Below are 17,245 nucleotides of genomic sequence, written 5' to 3' on the forward strand. Positions count from 1 at the left end.
GTTGGGAGGGAAAAAGCGGAGAGAGCAGTTCTTGTTTGTGGGGGGTACCCTTGGGGGGGAATGGCCTTGCCGTGCCCCTACACGCGACGATATAATGTTGTACCGCATCTGAATGGGAACTGCTATATACACTAAGCTTAAGCTATAAAGCTTTAGGCTATGCCGAGTACGGCAAAATACAACGCCCGTGTCTACTGCAAAAAGTTCCTTAACCACCTAATTGCCTCACTGGTTGTTTGCTCATTTGCAATTTGCAAACACTGCTGCACAATTTCTCTCACATTAGGAAAATAACTGCTTTCTCCAAGCACATAACTTTCAACGGCAAATTTATAAACCAACAAATGCTTATTTTTTAACAACCAAACCTCTGGTACTTTGTAAGGGAGATAATCATTAATATCGCTATAACTAGTAACGTCTATTTCAATTACCAAATCGGGTGGCGGGTCATTTTCCCAGTCGATACGGTTCTTACCTACTACAGCTCTCCAATTTTCAATGTAAAAGCAATAGTCCGGTTCTATACCACTTATTTCTGGCAAGCTCATGGTTATGGGCGTAAATGAGTCGTATTTGCAATTTAAATAATCAAGTAAAGTTATCGCCACCAAGGAGAGCAAGCTTGCATCTCTTCCATGTTCAGGTAAAGGTGCCATCAACAAAATTTCTCCTGGTCGGTATTTAATACGGGGGATTGAGCGATCGCCCAACTGCAAAACCATTCTTTGGTACTCTTGCCAGTTCCCCAAAAGTTTCAACACAGCGCCAGGAGGCAATTCGATTTTTTCTGGTGTAATTACAGTATTCATAGAAAAACACGGGATGCGGGAAACGAGCGTGTTATCTGAAGTATGAAGGATAAAGGATAAAAAAAGTATAAACGATAAAGTATATAGCGGTTTGCACCTTGTTCAATACAGACAGCAACGCCTGCCTCCTGCAAGGTTGCTTACCGTTTCAATGGCAACCGAAACCAACCGAAGATTGCTGAGGTTAGCAACAAACAGCCAAAGCACAAAAGCACCCGCTCAACATTCGAGAACTCGGTAAAAATGCCTGCTAACAGCAGTCCAAAAAGTCCAGCAATAAAGTGAATCGCTGTTAGTGAGGTGAATACTTGTCCTGCGATCGCTTTTGGTGTTTCCTCTTGCAAAATTGTTTGCTGTAACGGATTGCCTGCACCTAGCAACAATCCAGCCAAACCCGCACAAAATATAACTTGATATTTCTGACTGGAAACCGCACAAAGTATCATAGAACTTCCTGTCATTAATAATCCGCCATAATAAATGACTGAACGAGAGTAGCGATGAGAAAGCCGTGAGAAAAAGGCTGCACCAACGGTTGCTGCCAGCCCAAAAACTGATAAACAAACACCGAGTAAAGTTGTGCTATGAAACTTTTGTGTGGTCAACACCGGAAGCAGCAACCCCAAAAATGGCAGAATCGCGAAATTCGCAACCATACCGACGATCGCCAACGGTCTGAGTTGAGAGTGTTTAAAAATAAAAGTTACGCCCGTAGGTGCAGCACCTTCATTGCCCATTGATGCGATCTCCTGCTTTCTGGGAACCGCGATCGCAAATATGCCTGCACAAAGCAAAAAAGTAACGGCATTAATCAAAAAAGTGTGAACGATTCCAGCTACGCCAATTAAACCAACGCCGATTATAGGACCGAGAAAGTCAGCTGCGTTTTCAAGTCCCCCTCGCCATGAATTGATTTTTGGCAACGGCTTACCGGACAACTTTGCCAAGTTTGGTACGAGTGTTTGTCTAGCTGATATTCCAGTAGGATCGAACAGTGCCCCTAAAAATACCAACAAAAATATCAAGAATGGGGAAACTTGATCGAGATAAATGAATGCGAAGGGTAAAGCGAGAACAGATAAAAAACTCAACACATCGGCAGCCACGCTGATATTCCACGCACCGAATCTATCAATAGCTCGCCCACCCACAATTGCAGCCAATATAATCGGAACTATGTTAGCTGCGCTGGCAATTCCGGTAACTATAGGAGAATTAGTAAACCGCAAGACCAATATCGGTATTGCAACCGCCGCAATTTGGTTTCCCATCAAAGACAAGGATTCGGCTGTGATTAAACCAATAATTGGCATTGAGCGAATATTAAATTTCATCGGTTGCTTGCACTCTCATGAGGCACAAAGATAAACTGCTGTGTCCTCGTCGCCAAGCTTAATCAACTTCCCAGCAATAAAACCGATGCAGGTGTTCTCACGCAAAGACTCAGCCGAGCATATTGCTACGTTTTGGTGCAGCGTTTTGTTAGACGACTTCCTGCAAATGTTTATCGAAGAACGTTGTAAGCTCGCGCCAAGAATTTTCCGCTGCCAAGGGGTTGTAAGAAGAACGCTCGTTGCAGAAAAACCCGTGGTCGGCATCACTGTAAACCTTCAAGGTATACTCTTTGTCGAGTTCCTTGAACCGGGATTCGATTTGTTTAACACGTTCTTGAGGAATGAATGGATCGACACCACCGAAGAATAAGTATACGGGGACAGTAATGTTTCTTACTGCGTCGATCCACTCATCTAAAACCATACCATAGAAGAAAGCCGCCGCAGCGATCGCGTCCGACATTTTGCAAGCAGTGAGAAAGGTCAATCCGCCACCCAAGCAAAACCCTGTAACGCCAACTTTATCTGGGTACACATCAAGTCGTGACTTCAGATAAGCCAGCGCTGCCCGAATATCCTCCTCTACGGGCTTGCCAAAATCGAGACGCCACATCATAGCCATTGCTTGCTCCACCTCGTCGTATCCGAACTTGTTGTTCGGCAACTCGCGATAGTATAAATCCGGCGCAAGCACTACGTAACCGAGCTTGGCAATCCGCGCTGCTACGTCTCGGATGTGCGACGTTAAACCAAAAGCCTCCATGAAAAGGAGGACGGCTGGCTTGCGGTCAGGTTCAGTAGGTGTACATAAGAAAGCCGGCATCTGTCCATCCGGCGTGGAAATGATCACCTCTGTCTGCTTGATTTGCATATGTTTTACCTTTGTCTGTACGATAAGGCGTATAGACTTATACTGAAAATTATAAGTCGGCAATATCCCACTATCTGCTACTCCCTTCCCGCTACAAAATTACTTATCTTCTTTTTCTTCCTCCTTCGTGTCCTTCGCGTCTTCGCGGTTCGTTAAATAGGTATTTTTCGAGCGGGAAGCGAGTAATAATCATGTGACTGTAATATATTTTGATTCATCCGAGGCTAAAAATAATTAGTAGCAGGAGACGGCAACCTTCTGCAAAACAGGCAGTTTTCGTTGTTTGAGCTTCCGAACACGAAACTTCGAGTTCCGAACACGAAACTTCAGCTTCTGAACACGAAACTTCAGCTTCTGAACATGAAACTTCGAGTTCAGAACACGAAACTTCGAGTTCAGAACACGAAACTTCGAGTTCCGAACACGAAACTTCAGCTTCTGAACATGAAACTTCGAGTTCAGAACATGAAACTTGAGCTTCCGAAGATGAAACTTCGAGTTCCGAACACGAAACTCCGCAAAAATTATATCAAGAGCCGTGAAATTTTTTCTTGCTATTATTCGTAGTCAGCGATTTATCGCTCAATTTAAAGCGCTTAAGCGCTTACTACCTAAGAGTTTAAATTTTCACTTTATCTACAAACGGTTGAAATACAGGTTGCAATTCTGCACGACTGACAACTAAAGTAGGGAAAGAGCGATCGCTATAATCTTCTCCCGGTAATAAAGGAAACGGCTCTGTCTTCAAAGATACCCAACTTCCGCCTGCTGCCTGAACAATTACCCAAGCGGCGGCAAGATCCCAAACTTTTGGTGTCGCTTCCATACCGCCCAATACAGCCCCAGTCGCCACGGTGAGAAAATTATAGCTAGCAACGCCTAACATGCGAATTTTGCAGGGAAAGCCTTCTTGGATAACTGCTGTACTGCGAGAACAAACATTAAAAAAATGATTGTTGCTGGGGTCATCAACGCTGCTGTGGATGGGATGATGATTGAGAAATGCCCCGGTAGGTGTTGTTAACTCAGATGTACCTTGCCAAAAGCCGTGAAAAGCTTGGTCTGTTGGCGGCACATATACATAACCAAAAATAGGTACACCTCGATACAGCAAACCTAGGGAAATTGACCAAATAGGAATACCGCGTGTAAAGTTAGTAGTGCCGTCGAGAGGGTCAATTACCCAGCACCACTCTGTAGCGGGAAACACCTTATCAGCTTCTTCGCTGAGGATACCATAACCCGCAAAAGTGGAAGCGATCGCATCACAAATTGTCTTATCTGCCCATTTATCAGCTTGCGTAACCAAAGTACCATCAGCTTTTTGCGAAGCTTGCACCTGCCCAAAATCTAGCATTAGCTGCTTACCTACCCTGGTGGTAGTGGTTTGGGCAAATTCGAGAATTGTTGTCCAAAAGTCAGTCATTTGATAAATGGGAATTGGGAATTGGGAATTGGGCATGGGGCATTGGGCAATGGGCATTGGGCATTGGGCAATGGGCATTGGGCATGGGTAATTGGGCAATGGGCAAAGCGAACATTGGGAATAAGAGATTCTTTCCATGCGCCATGCCCCATGCGCCATGCCCCATGCGCCATGCCCCATGCGCCATGCCCAATGCCCCATGCCCCATTCCCTAATCTAAATCATTTGACATAATAGAGGCGATCGCTTGCTTGGCGTTATTCTGAAATTCTCTGACATTCACTTGACTTAAAAACCACAGCGCCAGCAAAATACCTACAGCTTGCGTGGCAAACACTAATCCGTAAGCTTGAATCGGTGTTGTGAAAAAAGCTTTCCCCAAATTCAACAACCCACCACCACATACTGTAGCAAGTGCTTTCGCCATTGCTTGCGCTAATCCCCAAGCACCGATAAATGTCCCCGCAGTTTCCACGGCTGTGAGGTCTAGCATCAAGCTTAACGCTCCGGTTGTCGTCACACCAGAAGCAAAACCAAACAAAATTAAACTCAATTGCAACAGCTTCGGATTAGCAGTCACCCCCGCCAAAATAATCAACAGCGAACATATCGCTACCCCCACACATCCCAGCTTGGTGGTGTTTTTCTTTCCCAAACGCGGGGCAATCAAAAAGCCGGTGATACTCAAACCAACCAGCGTACCCGTACCAAAGAAAGCATTCAGCTTTGTTGTTTCGGCGATCGTCATCTTAAACACTTGACCACCGTAAGGTTCCAAAACTGCATCTTGCAAAAACAAGCTGATGGTCATTAATAGCAAAAAGCTGAAAAATATCCCAGTTTGCCGACTCGCTGTTAGCACTCGCAGCGCTTTGCCCAAAGTAATTTTATCTTCGCGCTCAACTACCGTCGAACGAGTAGTATACTGAGAATATTTTTTTTCTACGCCAACTGTCGCGCCAATGCACAATCCGACGACAATTGCGGGTACGATTAAAAACAAACGGTTAATTTGCGATTGCAGTACATCTAACGGTGCGTTTAAAGCAATTTGTTTGAGTAAGCCGCTGCTAATAATTGCCCCGACAATGATACCCACCATCAGCATTGACCAAACAACCCCGACTAATTTTGAGCGATTGTCTTCATCAGAAACATCAACTAACAGCGCTGCGAAAGGTGTGGAACTCAAACCGATCGCCAAACCGTAGAGTGCGAAGATAAAAGCGAGAAATACTGCCCAAATTGTAGTTTGAGTTGTCCAAATTCCCGCTTGCAAACTGAAACCGAGTTGCCAAACGACTTGTACCGCTAAAAAAGAAGCGATCGCAAACAAAACCGCACCCAGCCAGATATAACCAGTACGGTGATAGCCAAACAACAATTTAGAATCTGATATTTGTCCAAACCAGACTCGCGTCGGTGAGACAAATTGATGCATAGCGATCGCCCCAGCTGCAATTAACGCCGGCACCTTCAACTCTTCAATCATCACTCGATTCAGCACTCCCAAAGTGAGAATCGACATAATACCCAAAGCCATCTGAAATAAGCCCAGCCGAAACATCGTCAAAACTTTGATTCGCGGGACACTCACAAAAGCTGACCCAGAATCAGATAAATCACCGCTTGCCATATTCTTTTTCGAGATTAATCGGATTTTTTTATTTATTTTCCAGGATAAACCTCAGTAGGGTAGATGAAAAAAGATAAAAGGTTAAATATCATTCATTTTTCTTACTAACCTCTACCTTCTAAAAAAAGTGACAACCATCACATTAGGACAAAACGGACCGACTGTAGCACCTCTTTGCATCGGCACTTGGGCTTGGGGTGATAAACTTTTTTGGAATTATGGCAAAGACTACAATTCCGAACAACTCAAAGAAGCCTTCATCGCAGCACTAGAAACAGGTGTCACTTTCTTTGATACTGCCGAAGTTTACGGCTTGGGAATGAGTGAAGAATTCTTGGGGCAATTCATGCAACAGACTTCCCAACCAGTGCAAATTGCGACTAAATACGGTCCCGCACCTTGGCGATTTACATCTCAATCAGTTGCCGATGCCTTAACAGCCAGCCTCAAACGCTTGCGAGTCGAGCGAGTTGCTTTGTATCAAGTGCATTGGCCCTTTGCCTTTTTTATGAGTCAACAAACTCTGATGAATGCCCTTGCAGATGAAGTACAGCGCGGCAGAATCGCTACAGTTGGTGTAAGTAATTACTCGGCAGAACAAATGCGAGAAGCGCACGATATCTTGGCTAGACGCGGTGTGCCATTGGCTGCGAATCAGGTACGCTACTCTTTGCTGACGCGGCAAATCGAAACTAATGGCATTTTTGCCGCTGCCCGTGAGTTGGGTGTGACAATCTTGGCATACAGTCCTTTAGCGCAGGGGTTACTCACAGGTAAGTACGCAACTGATAGCGCGGAAACTCCCAACGGTGCGAGGAAGATTGACCCGCGATTTAGTAAGCAAGGCTTGGAGAAAATTGCACCCGTGATATCTTTGCTACGCACTATTGGCGAAAAACGCGATCGTACTCCCGCTCAAGTTGCTCTCAACTGGTTAATTGTTCAAGGAAACACAATCCCGATTGCTGGAGCAAAAACCGCTCAACAAGTACAACAAAACGCCGGCGCTTTGAACTGGCAACTAACTGATGATGATATTGCCCAGTTAGACGAAGTTACCCGTCCTTGGCTGCACTAAGTAACGAAAACTCTGCGACCCTCTGCGCTTACCTTAGCGTCCCTCTGCGTTTAAAAACGCTTCTTAATTATTCAAACACAGGGGGCCACAGTTCTGATACTGTTAGCTCCCAACCCGGTAATAAATCTGGTAAAGTCAGCTTACCGTTATCTTGTAAAACTATCGGTTCTTGGTTAAGTCGGTAAACTGTTAAAGTCAATTCGTCAGGGTCAATTAAGATACCCACAGTCGATCCAAGTTGCAGAAATAGTTGAATCTTTTCTTGTAGCGTTTTGATGCGGTCGCTTTTAGATTTGACTTCAACCATCAAGTCTGGTACTAATTCCACAAAATCGCGCTTAGTTCTTTTCAGGCGATCGGCACGAACAAAAGATACATCCGGAGCGCGTAAATTTCTCTTTAATTTATCAGCTTCTACGTCTTCTAAGCTTGGCAAAATAAAACCAGCCGAAGAACCAGTAACTCGTCCTAATTTACGTGGACGCACCCAGTTAGCAAGTAATCTTATTAACTCTGCACCAATTTCTTCAGATTCGTAATCAGATGGACCCATAACCAACATACTCCCATCAACCAGTTCCATCTGCCATTCTGGATGTTCGGCTTGCAGTTGCTCTAAGTCTGTAATAGTAAACATAAAACCACCGAGAATGCTTCTGTCCCCATCATTAATAGTTAAGAGTTAAGAGTTATATTCCTAACTCCTAACTCCTAACTCCTAACTCCTAACTCCTAACTTTTAACTCCTAACTTTTAATTAAGAAGCAGATTCTCTAGCAGTAGGTGAACCAAGCTTTTTCGGTGTCATCGAAACATCACTGCGACGGGTGATGCGAGGTTTGGGCTTGGGAGTACCGCGTCTTTCTTCTTCAGTGTTACCATCAGATTTATTCCAAGAAGTACGCGGGCGATGGTCGCTTCGCGAACCGCCGAAGGCATCGCTCGAACCTTCACGACGCTTAACCAACTTCGGCTTGGGAGTGGACATATCTTCAGAAGGAATGTCAGCTTCTGATTGTTGCAGCCAAGCGGGACGAGTTTCATCGTAAGCGATTTGCAATGCAGCAGCTGCGATCGCTTGCGGATCGTATTTTTCAATTAATTCGCTGACAATCGGCAAAAATGAAGCCAAACGCTCGCCAGCTAAGGCTTCCCGCACTTGTTCTTGCAATTTGTCGATGTGTCGCGCTTCAATTTGAGCGCGTGTGGGAATCGTTAATACGTGCCAGCTTTGGCGTACATGGCGCTCAAAACCTTGCTGCTTGCGTCTTTCAAACGGCTGCACTAAAGATATTGCGGTTCCTTCTTTACCGGCGCGACCTGTCCGACCAATTCTGTGGACGTAGGTTTCTGGGCTATCGGGTAAGTCGAAGTTGATGACGTGCGATAGTTGATCGACATCTAAACCGCGTGCCGCTATATCAGTTGCTACCACCCAGCGCACCTGACGATTGCGGAACCTAGTTAATAAACGTTCCCGCGCTTGTTGCGACAAGTCACCGTGGTATTCATCGACACTGTGACCTGCTCCTTGCAATTGACTGGTGAGTTCTGCGGCTGTGCGTCGAGTGCGAACAAAAATTAAAGCTGTTTCTGGATCTTCCATTTCCAGAATCGGTTGTAAAGCTTTAGCTTTTGTCCAATGACGGGGAATCAAGTAAGCTACTTGATTGATTTTATTTGGTGCGGCTTTTGGCTGTTCGACTGTGACTGTCGCAGGCGATACTAAAAATCGGTTTACCAACGAGCGAATCGAAGGCGGCATTGTCGCCGAAAATAAAGCTGTTTGTCGTTCTTTGGGTGCTTGTGAGAGAATTTTTTCTACATCATCAATAAAGCCCATGCTCAACATTTCATCGGCTTCATCTAAGACAAACCACTTGACACTATCGAGCTTTAAACAGCCGCGATCAAGCAAGTCGATCACACGTCCTGGTGTACCTACGACCATGTGAACACCCCGCTTGAGTTGGGAAATTTGGCGCTCAATTGATTGACCGCCATAAATTGCCAACACGCGCAATGGGTCATTACCAATAAATTGCTCAATCGCGTCGTGAACTTGCATTGCTAATTCACGAGTTGGAGTCAAAACCAGAGCTTGCACGGCTCTGTGATTAACATCTAGCTGTTCTAAAATTGGCAGGGAAAATGCTGCGGTTTTGCCTGTTCCTGTTTGAGATTGACCGACGACATCACGACCGGCTAATAGTTGAGGAATTGCTTGCGTTTGAATATTGGTTGGTGTAGTGAAACCTAGTTTTTCTAGTTGTTCAGCGCGTTCTGTAGAAATACCTAATTCTGCAAAAAGATTCATTAATTCTCCTAAGATTTATTTTGATTTGGACTCTTTAACCGACAGTTAGCTTGTTAGTATTGACAACTTGACCAGAGAGGGAATATGTTTTAGCGCTGTGGATTGCGACTGGGAAAATCTCTCCTAGCTTCGCTTCGCCTTTTACATATACCTGTCCATCGACATCTGGAGAAAATCTTCCAGAACGACCAATTAATACTCCAGTTTTCGGATTTTCTTGCTCAATCAGCACATCAACAACTTTGCCTACTTCCTGTTGATTCTTTTTCCAAGAAATCGGTTTTTGAAGTGCCATTAATTGATGCCAGCGTTCTTTTATCACTTCTTGGGGCAATTGATTTGGTAAGTTATAAGCAGGAGTTCCTGACTCTGGGGAAAAGGTGAAGACACCAAGATGATCGAATTCATGTCGCTGGACGAACTGTAGCAGATGCTCGAAATGCTCTTGTGTTTCCCCAGGATAGCCAACTATAAATGTTGTCCGCAGTACTGCATCTGGTAGCGCGGTTTTAATGCGCTCAATAATCCCATCATTTACCCGTCCTTGCCAAGGACGGTTCATGGCACGCAGAACTTCTGGATGGGAATGTTGCAAGGGCAAATCTAAGTAAGGTAACACGTTAGGTGTTTCTTTTATCGCCTTAATCACTTCTGGAGTCAGTCCGGTGGGATAAGCGTAATGCATCCTTATCCACGGTACATCTACTTTTGCCAAAGCGCGAAGTAATTCGGCTAATTTTGGCTCGCCGTAGATATCTAATCCATAATTGGTGGTGATTTGGGAAATTAAAATTATTTCTTTTACACCTTGACTCGCTAGCTGTTGCGCTTCAGTGACAATCGATTCGATAGTACGCGATCGCTGATTTCCCCGTAGATAAGGAATGATACAAAACGCACAACGATAATCACATCCTTCGGCTACCCGCAGGTAGGCTACACCCTCGCTTGTCGTCCGATAGCGCGGTGTGGTTTCATCAGCAATATAGGTCGGTTCGGCACTAACAAGCTTGACTCGTTCTCCGGATTGTACGCGCTCTATAACATCAACTATTTTGTGATAATCGCCAGTACCTACTACCGCTACTGCTTCTGGCAACTCTGACAATAACTCCGCTTGAAAGTGCTGCGCCATACAGCCTGCGATCACGATTTTTTTATTCGCTTCCGCCAGTTCTACTAATGTCTTTACCGATTCTTCTCTAGCCGCTTCAATAAAACTACAAGTATTGACAATAACGTAATCTGCTAAATCTTCATTACTATCTACACCATAGCCTGCTTCTACCAGCAGTCCTAACATGTGTTCTGTATCAATTCGATTTTTCTCGCAGCCCAGGTGAGAAATTGCAATTGTTGGCTTATCACCCATATTATAAAAAATCTTCTTTGTTTGTTCAAGACTCAACTACTAGATCGCGTTTTGTGAGTTCTTAGTCATACGCACCCTAATCACGGGACACTTGTAAAGGCGATTGACGCACTCAAATGCCCGCACGCACTGTGACTCTAATTAGTAAATAGAGCTCGTGCTATGATATTCTTATTAATCTGTTTCCCAGGGTCTAACTAAAGTGTCTTCGGATAAATAGAACACTTTTAATATATTTTAACAAATAACCTGTTGTATTTTACACTACCGCAGGGTGTGGGTTGTTAATTTACCCATCGGGAAGCCGCCCTAAGGGCTGGTTGTGAGAAGTCGCTCGCCCTTTGGTAAATCGCAACTCGCGACTACGCCTGTACGGTAAGCTCACCTTGCGCTCAGGTATTGCCTTCCGGTGGTTCTGGAGGCAAAAGACCCAAACTACAAAGAAAGTGCCTCGCGTTTTGTGAGTGGCAAACTCCTCTTGTAGCCAGTTTTTATCTTAACATATCTTATGGAATGTTTTACGGCAATTTCCATCTAAAGGGGGAGGCAGTAAAACAAACTGTTTTAAACAAATTTGTCATCAGTCATTGGTAATGAGTTAATGGGCATAGGGCATTGGGCATTGGGCAATGGGCAATGGGCAATGGGCAATGGGCAATGGGCAATGGGCAATGGGCAATGGGAATAAAAAGAAGCGATCGCGTATTTCACAAATGACGCTTGCCCGATGCCCGATGCCCCATGCCCAATGCCCGATGCCCCATGCCCCATGCCCCATGCCCCATGCCCTATTCCCGATAGACTTTTGACTTTGGACTCCGCAAAGCGGGTTAAAGACGTGGACTTATATCAGCTATTTAAAACCAAAACACCGATTATTGGCGTAGTTCACCTACTACCGCTGCTGACTTCCCCTCGTTGGGGAGGTAGCCTAAAAGCGGTGATAGACCGCGCCGAACAAGAAGCAACAGCCTTGGCGAGTGGAGGCGTTGACGGGATTATTGTAGAAAACTTTTTCGATGCGCCGTTTACCAAAAATAAAGTAGATCCGGCGGTTGTAAGTGCCATGACTGTGGTGGTGCAGCGGATACAAAATTTGGTGACGCTGCCTATCGGGTTAAATGTTTTGCGGAATGATGCATTAAGTGCGATGGCGATCGCCACCTGTGTCCGGGCGCAATTTATCCGCGTCAACGTCCTCACAGGCGTAATGGCAACCGATCAAGGATTAATTGAAGGTGAAGCACATCAATTATTGCGCTATCGACGGGAGTTAGGCAGCGATGTGAAAATTTTTGCTGATGTGTTGGTCAAACACGCCCGTCCTTTAAGTTCCCCAAATCTCACCGTCGCCGTCAAAGATACAATTGAGAGGGGTTTGGCAGACGCCGTGATTTTGTCCGGTTGGGCTACTGGTAGTCCTCCGAACGAAGAAGATTTAGAATTAGCTTCGGGTGCAGCAAATGACACCCCGGTATTTATCGGTAGTGGGGCGAGTTGGGAAAATATTGCTACACTGTTGCAGGCAGCAGATGGTGTGATTGTTTCCAGTTCTCTAAAACGCCACGGTCGTATCGAGCAACCAATTGACCCGATTCGCGTAAGTCAATTTGTCGAAGCCGCACATCAAAGTTGGAACTCTAAGGCTGAAAAAAAATCAATTTTAATTGGGTAATGGGGAATGGGGCATGGGGCATGGGGCATGGGGCATGGAAAGAATCGTATTTATTCACGCACTCGCGCATCACCGAACTTCTTTAATTCCCATTGCCCATTGCCCATTGCCCATTGCCCAATGCCCTATTCCCAATGCCCATTCACCGTTGTTTAGGTTATGATTCGCCGTCGTTCTACACCTTGGATTCAAAGATGGTCGCGTATCTTGATTGCCGCGATCGCTGCATGTGGTGCCTTGACCACAGCTTATCTCACGTTTGAAAAGTTAACCGGAGGCAATGCCAATTGTGTGGCACAGGCTGGTGTTAAAGGCTGTAATGATGTTCTTTCTAGTCCTTGGGGAACAGTTTTTGGTCAGCCATTAGCCTTGTTTGGATTTTTGGCATACACTAGCATGATTGTATTTGCTTTGGCTCCCTTGGCAATTAAAGGAGCTGAAAGTAAGGAAAATAAGGACAAGCGTCAAAAGCTGGAAAATGTCACATGGTTGCTGCTGCTGGCTGGGGCGATCGCCATGACAGTTTTCAGCGGGTACTTAATGTACGTGCTTTTCTTCCAACTTAAAGCTTTTTGTCCTTACTGTATTGGTTCAGCTTTATTTTCTCTGAGTCTTTTGGTGCTGACGCTTATCGGTCATGTTTGGGAAGATTTGGGGCAAATATTTTTTACGGCAATTATTGTTGGCATGGTGACGCTAATTGGCACTTTAGGCGTTTATGCTGGTGTCAATCCATCGGGTGCGATCGCTGAATCAACTGACGGCAAACCTGTACAAATTAGCTTTACACCAACAGTAGCGCCCAATCCCGAATTCGGTTGGGAAATTACCACCAAATCTGGTGAATCAGAATTAGCGCTTGCACGCCATTTGGCGAAAATAGGTGCTAAAGAATACGTTGCTTATTGGTGTCCTCACTGCCACGAACAGAAGCTACTTTTTGGTAAAGAAGCTTACAAAGAAATCGAGACCAATAATGTCAAAGTTGAATGTGCTGGCGATAGCCCAAAAGGTAAACCAGAATTGTGTAAAGCCGCTAAAGTTGAAAGTTTCCCTACTTGGATCATCAATGGTAAAAGCTATGCAGGAGTGCAAAACTTGCAGGAACTAGCAACAAATTCTGGTTACACAGGTTCGACGAATTTCAAGTATTTTAGGTAATTGTTTCGACAAGTTTATTTTCGGTGATTTGGTTTCACCTGAAAAAGTCAACTGAATGCAACCTCTATATTTGCTTTTAGTTGACTTTTTTGTGTTTGTTTTGATTTATTTTTTAAGTATTTATACTGAAAAAACGGAATTGTTATCAAAGCCAGCGTTACTATGCGTGATGGTTGCATAATTGAATGGTAAAACATAAGCGTGTTGTCTTTTTGAAAAAGCATAATTGACTTGTGTGTAAGCTACATATATTAGGTAGCTTATAACTACAGTCAAGAGAGAATATTTGTCCCAATTAGGTAATGGGAATGAGTAAGCAGCTAGGCAAGCGTTTTTTGAAGTTACTATTTAAACGCAAAAAAACGCTTGGTCGAAAATACAGGGAATTGATTACTGCCTTCTGCGTAGCAGTCTGCATCTTAATTTTGCGGTCTTTCGGGTTATTGCAATCCTTAGAGTGGGCAGCCTTGGATCAATTTTTCCGCTTACGTCCAGATGAAGCGTCAGAAAACCATATTACTATTGTAGCGATTGATGAAGCTTCTTTGCGCCAGGTGGGTTCTTGGCCTATTCCAGATAAAGCGATCGCTTCGGTGTTAGAGAAACTAAAAGTCCACAAACCTCGTGCTATTGGTTTAGATATATATCGAGATTTGCCAGTTGAGCCAGGACATTCTAATCTAGTTGAGGCTTACAAGTCGATGCCAAACTTGGTTGGCATTGAATTACTGGGACATAATAAAAATACTATTGTTTCCGCACCACGAGAACTAAGCGATCGCGATCAAGTTGGTTTTAATAATGTGGTGTTAGATGGTGATGGCAAAATACGTCGCAGCTTGTTGTATTCGCACGACATCAATAGTAAATCACATGAAAGTTTTGCATTGAAGCTGGCTTTACTATATTTAAAAAACGAGGGTATTACTCCCAAAAAAGCAGCCAGCAATCATAAGTATTTGCAGTTGGGTAAAGCGGTGTTTCATCGTTTTGAAGCGAATCATGGTGCTTATGTAGAAGCTGATGCTAGAGGCTACCAAATTTTGTCTAACTTTCCCAAACCAGCCTGCAAAAACTTGCAAGAATCCTGTCCTTTTCGTCAGGTTTCTCTCATTGATGTGCTAGCTAACCGAGTACGAGAAGACTGGATTAGCGATTCAATTGTGCTAATTGGTTCGACTGCGCCGAGTCTCCCAGATTATGTATTAATACCGTACTCCAGCCGTTTGTTAGGGACGGTTCAACCTGTAGCTGGCATCGAATTACAAGCCTATTTTATCAGTGAGTTGATCGCAGCCGCCCTAAAAGGACGACCTTTACTAAAAGTTTGGTCTGATGAAATCGAATGTTTGTGGATTTTCGCTTGGGCTTATTTGGGAGTTGCTACCAGACGGCGAATACAACGCCCTTGTATTAGTGCCTTAAGTATAGTTTTTTGTTGTTTGCTACTAACTGGTTATGCTTATATTGCTTTTCTTGATGGTTGGTGGATACCAATCTTACCTGGGTTGCTTACCTTTTGCAGTTCAGCTGTTGTGCTGACTTATCAACTTGCCCACATGCAAGAAGAGTTAAAGCGCTCTAAAGACTTTTTAGGACAAGTGATTAATACGATTCCTGACCCAATTTTTGTCAAAAATGAAAAACATCAATGGATTGTTTTAAATGAGGCATATTGTCAATTTATCGGTTATCCGAAAACTATGTTAATTGAAAAGTCAGACTATGACTTTTTCCCGAAAGATGAAGCTGATGTTTTTCGCCAACATGATAATCTGGTGCTTTGCAGTCAAGAACCCCAAGAAAATGAAGAAGAATTTACTGATGCTTTTGGTAAGACTCATCTGATTGCTACTAAGCGATCGCTTCACAAAGATGCCGCTGGTAATTTCTTTTTAGTTGGAGTCATTCGTGATATTACGCAACGCAAGCTGTTTGAAAAACAACTCCAGGACACTGCTGCTGAGTTATCCCAATCAAACGATGAATTAAAACGCAAAGAAAAACAACTCCAGGACAGAGCTGATAAGTTATTCCAATCAAACGATGAATTAAAACGCAAAGAAGACCAGATGCGTTATCTTGCTTATCACGATCCCCTCACCGGTCTACCCAATCGCAAATCTTTCGCCGAACAACTTCACGAGTCGCTAGGGTGGGCACAAACCAACAATTTGTTACTAGCACTACTGTTTATTGATTTAGATGGCTTTAAGCAAGTTAATGATACTTTTGGACACGAGATCGGCGATCGCGTGTTGGTGACGATTGCCCAACGGCTGAACAACTCTTTGCGCGGCACTGATACCGTTTCCCGTTTGGGTGGCGATGAATTTACCGTGATTTTACGCGCAATTCCCAATACGAAAGTTGCAGCAAGAGTCGCCGAAAAAATTCTCACAACCATTACTGAGCCAATTGTTTTCGACGAATATACTACCAGAGTCTCCGCCAGTATTGGCATCAGTATCTATCCAATTAACAGCCACGACTGCGAAAGCTTGGTTAAACAAGCAGATACCGCGATGTATCGTGCCAAGCACTTAGGTAAAAACCGCTATGAATTTGCGTAATGGGGAATGGGGCATTGGGCATGGGGCATTGGGCATGGGGCATGGGGGAGGCAGTGCGTTGGACGGGTTCCCCGGCTTGAAGCACCTGCCGTCATGGGGCATGGGGCAAGCGGGCATGGGGCATTGGTAATAATTCTTTCCCTTTCACGCCAGTTCGCCCAAGTCGGCATCCCCGACGGCAGGTGCTTCAACGTTCGTGACCTCAACGCCAGATGCCTCAACGGAACGGCAGTCGCTACAACGCGCTTAACCCGCGCAACGCGCTGCCTCGGAAACCTCCGCACGAAACTAGCGCTCCGCAACGCACTGCCTCCCCAAGCGACTGGCTCCCCTTTACCCTTTACCCTTTTCCCCTCTTCAAAAAGCCCATTCCCCAATGCCCAATGGACGATTTTGTGTTACAGTCAACAGTGCTTGCTCGGAGAATATTAAAATTTTGTCAAAAAAATACACATTAACAATTAAATGTTTGTAAATATATATATCTTTTGGTTGATGTCAAGACCACTATCAGTAAAGTAAAGAGTTGTAAATATATATAACTTTTGGCTGATGTCAAAAGCATGAGTTTGCGAATATTTATTAAATGTTAAGAATATTTGAAGTTAAACAGTCAGCTACTCGCGGCTTTTTCTTTATATATAGCAAATAAAAATTTAGTTATTTTCCGAAAAAATTAATCACACTACTGAAGATAATAAAAAACAGGATTAAATCAAAATGCACGGGAATATACCGAGACAAATAGAAACAAGTTTAAGAATTACTAGTGCTGTAGTATTTTGTATTGGCTCTGCTTTAATAATCCCCAAAGTTGCCGATGCAACAGGAGTTTTGAGCAGTTTGGCTGTTAATAGTGTTAAGGTAATTGAGAGCAATTCTCAGACATTAAATACTACAAACTTAAATACTGAATCAAGTAGCGATATTTACGAACCGCCAAATAATGGTAGTCCTGATAGTCAACATGGTACTGGCACACGTTAAGAA

17 protein-coding genes are annotated in these 17,245 nt (G+C 44.2%); 6 read left to right on the forward strand and 11 right to left on the reverse strand.

Annotated features, from left to right (window positions below; all coding sequences use genetic code 11):
- Nucleotides 1-191: 191 nt before the first annotated feature.
- From AABK37_RS18640 to AABK37_RS18665, 6 genes are all read right to left on the reverse strand, one after another.
- Entirely contained in the window at nucleotides 192-812 is a 621-nt protein-coding gene (locus AABK37_RS18640; protein WP_432553039.1) for a Uma2 family endonuclease, read from the reverse strand.
- Nucleotides 813-952: 140 nt separating this feature from the next.
- Complete coding sequence (locus tag AABK37_RS18645) at nucleotides 953-2,146, reverse strand: MFS transporter (RefSeq protein ID WP_432553040.1); 1,194 nt, start codon at nucleotides 2,144-2,146, stop codon at nucleotides 953-955.
- 148 nt (nucleotides 2,147-2,294) lie between these two features.
- The gene (locus tag AABK37_RS18650) at nucleotides 2,295-3,017 is read right to left on the reverse strand and encodes a dienelactone hydrolase family protein (protein WP_432553041.1); all 723 of its coding nucleotides are present in this window, start codon (nucleotides 3,015-3,017) and stop codon (nucleotides 2,295-2,297) included.
- 619 nt (nucleotides 3,018-3,636) lie between these two features.
- Nucleotides 3,637-4,443, reverse strand: a complete 807-nt coding sequence (locus AABK37_RS18655) for an inositol monophosphatase family protein (protein WP_432553072.1) — start codon at nucleotides 4,441-4,443, stop codon at nucleotides 3,637-3,639.
- On the reverse strand, nucleotides 4,436-4,651 hold the full coding sequence (locus AABK37_RS18660) for a hypothetical protein (RefSeq protein WP_432553042.1): 216 nt from the start codon (nucleotides 4,649-4,651) through the stop codon (nucleotides 4,436-4,438). Before AABK37_RS18660 ends, AABK37_RS18655 begins: the two co-directional genes overlap by 8 nt.
- 3 nt (nucleotides 4,652-4,654) lie before the next feature.
- Entirely contained in the window at nucleotides 4,655-6,079 is a 1,425-nt protein-coding gene (locus tag AABK37_RS18665) for a BCD family MFS transporter (RefSeq protein WP_432553043.1), read from the reverse strand.
- 127 nt (nucleotides 6,080-6,206) lie between these two features.
- Between AABK37_RS18665 and AABK37_RS18670 the strand changes: the two genes are divergently transcribed.
- Nucleotides 6,207-7,157, forward strand: a complete 951-nt coding sequence (locus tag AABK37_RS18670; protein ID WP_432553044.1) for an aldo/keto reductase — start codon at nucleotides 6,207-6,209, stop codon at nucleotides 7,155-7,157.
- Between the two features lie 67 nt (nucleotides 7,158-7,224).
- Here the strand turns inward: AABK37_RS18670 and AABK37_RS18675 are convergent, their stop codons facing one another.
- From AABK37_RS18675 to AABK37_RS18690, 4 genes are all read right to left on the reverse strand, one after another.
- Entirely contained in the window at nucleotides 7,225-7,794 is a 570-nt protein-coding gene (locus tag AABK37_RS18675; RefSeq protein WP_432553045.1) for a Uma2 family endonuclease, read from the reverse strand.
- Between the two features lie 120 nt (nucleotides 7,795-7,914).
- Nucleotides 7,915-9,474 carry a DEAD/DEAH box helicase gene (locus tag AABK37_RS18680; RefSeq protein WP_432553046.1) on the reverse strand — a complete coding sequence of 520 codons (1,560 nt, stop codon included), beginning with the start codon at nucleotides 9,472-9,474 and terminating at the stop codon, nucleotides 7,915-7,917.
- Between the two features lie 34 nt (nucleotides 9,475-9,508).
- A complete protein-coding gene (gene rimO, locus AABK37_RS18685) occupies nucleotides 9,509-10,846 on the reverse strand; it encodes a 30S ribosomal protein S12 methylthiotransferase RimO (RefSeq protein ID WP_432553047.1) in 1,338 nt (445 codons plus the stop codon).
- A 564-nt stretch (nucleotides 10,847-11,410) separates the two neighbouring features.
- A complete protein-coding gene (locus AABK37_RS18690) occupies nucleotides 11,411-11,617 on the reverse strand; it encodes a hypothetical protein (protein WP_432553048.1) in 207 nt (68 codons plus the stop codon).
- A 67-nt stretch (nucleotides 11,618-11,684) separates the two neighbouring features.
- Here AABK37_RS18690 and btpA point away from each other — a divergent pair, with 67 nt between their 5' ends.
- From btpA to AABK37_RS18710, 4 genes are all read left to right on the forward strand, one after another.
- The gene (gene btpA / locus AABK37_RS18695; protein ID WP_432553073.1) at nucleotides 11,685-12,521 is read left to right on the forward strand and encodes a photosystem I biogenesis protein BtpA; all 837 of its coding nucleotides are present in this window, start codon (nucleotides 11,685-11,687) and stop codon (nucleotides 12,519-12,521) included.
- 6 nt (nucleotides 12,522-12,527) lie between these two features.
- Nucleotides 12,528-12,677 carry a hypothetical protein gene (locus AABK37_RS18700; protein ID WP_432553049.1) on the forward strand — a complete coding sequence of 50 codons (150 nt, stop codon included), beginning with the start codon at nucleotides 12,528-12,530 and terminating at the stop codon, nucleotides 12,675-12,677.
- 3 nt (nucleotides 12,678-12,680) lie between these two features.
- Nucleotides 12,681-13,682: a vitamin K epoxide reductase family protein gene (locus AABK37_RS18705; RefSeq protein ID WP_432553050.1), complete on the forward strand. Its 1,002-nt coding sequence runs from the start codon at nucleotides 12,681-12,683 to the stop codon at nucleotides 13,680-13,682.
- Nucleotides 13,683-13,990: 308 nt separating this feature from the next.
- Nucleotides 13,991-16,255, forward strand: a complete 2,265-nt coding sequence (locus tag AABK37_RS18710; protein ID WP_432553051.1) for a CHASE2 domain-containing protein — start codon at nucleotides 13,991-13,993, stop codon at nucleotides 16,253-16,255.
- Here AABK37_RS18710 and AABK37_RS18715 read toward each other — a convergent pair.
- On the reverse strand, nucleotides 16,240-16,632 hold the full coding sequence (locus tag AABK37_RS18715; protein WP_432553052.1) for a hypothetical protein: 393 nt from the start codon (nucleotides 16,630-16,632) through the stop codon (nucleotides 16,240-16,242). The genes AABK37_RS18710 and AABK37_RS18715 overlap by 16 nt on opposite strands.
- 343 nt (nucleotides 16,633-16,975) lie before the next feature.
- On the opposite strand from AABK37_RS18715, the gene AABK37_RS18720 reads away from it, so the two are divergent.
- On the forward strand, nucleotides 16,976-17,242 hold the full coding sequence (locus tag AABK37_RS18720; RefSeq protein ID WP_432553053.1) for a hypothetical protein: 267 nt from the start codon (nucleotides 16,976-16,978) through the stop codon (nucleotides 17,240-17,242).
- Nucleotides 17,243-17,245: the final 3 nt, after the last annotated feature.

Origin of the sequence: Tolypothrix sp. VBCCA 56010 (assembly GCF_050875635.1) — a bacterium.
Taxonomy (GTDB): Bacteria; Cyanobacteriota; Cyanobacteriia; order Cyanobacteriales; family Nostocaceae; genus Hassallia.

What these genes read in the sequence shown, in the direction of transcription:
- AABK37_RS18640 (WP_432553039.1), bottom strand. Translation starts at nt 812, where the DNA reads ATGAATACTGTAATTACACCAGAAAAAATCGAATTGCCTCCTGGCGCT.
- AABK37_RS18645 (WP_432553040.1), bottom strand. Translation starts at nt 2,146, where the DNA reads ATGAAATTTAATATTCGCTCAATGCCAATTATTGGTTTAATCACAGCC.
- AABK37_RS18650 (WP_432553041.1), bottom strand. Translation starts at nt 3,017, where the DNA reads ATGCAAATCAAGCAGACAGAGGTGATCATTTCCACGCCGGATGGACAG.
- AABK37_RS18655 (WP_432553072.1), bottom strand. Translation starts at nt 4,443, where the DNA reads ATGACTGACTTTTGGACAACAATTCTCGAATTTGCCCAAACCACTACC.
- AABK37_RS18660 (WP_432553042.1), bottom strand. Translation starts at nt 4,651, where the DNA reads ATGGGGCATGGGGCATTGGGCATGGCGCATGGGGCATGGCGCATGGGG.
- AABK37_RS18665 (WP_432553043.1), bottom strand. Translation starts at nt 6,079, where the DNA reads ATGGCAAGCGGTGATTTATCTGATTCTGGGTCAGCTTTTGTGAGTGTC.
- AABK37_RS18675 (WP_432553045.1), bottom strand. Translation starts at nt 7,794, where the DNA reads ATGTTTACTATTACAGACTTAGAGCAACTGCAAGCCGAACATCCAGAA.
- AABK37_RS18680 (WP_432553046.1), bottom strand. Translation starts at nt 9,474, where the DNA reads ATGAATCTTTTTGCAGAATTAGGTATTTCTACAGAACGCGCTGAACAA.
- rimO (WP_432553047.1), bottom strand. Translation starts at nt 10,846, where the DNA reads ATGGGTGATAAGCCAACAATTGCAATTTCTCACCTGGGCTGCGAGAAA.
- AABK37_RS18690 (WP_432553048.1), bottom strand. Translation starts at nt 11,617, where the DNA reads ATGGGGCATGGGGCATCGGGCATTGGGCATGGGGCATCGGGCATCGGG.
- AABK37_RS18700 (WP_432553049.1), top strand. Translation starts at nt 12,528, where the DNA reads ATGGGGCATGGGGCATGGGGCATGGGGCATGGAAAGAATCGTATTTAT.
- AABK37_RS18705 (WP_432553050.1), top strand. Translation starts at nt 12,681, where the DNA reads ATGATTCGCCGTCGTTCTACACCTTGGATTCAAAGATGGTCGCGTATC.
- AABK37_RS18710 (WP_432553051.1), top strand. Translation starts at nt 13,991, where the DNA reads ATGAGTAAGCAGCTAGGCAAGCGTTTTTTGAAGTTACTATTTAAACGC.
- AABK37_RS18720 (WP_432553053.1), top strand. Translation starts at nt 16,976, where the DNA reads ATGCACGGGAATATACCGAGACAAATAGAAACAAGTTTAAGAATTACT.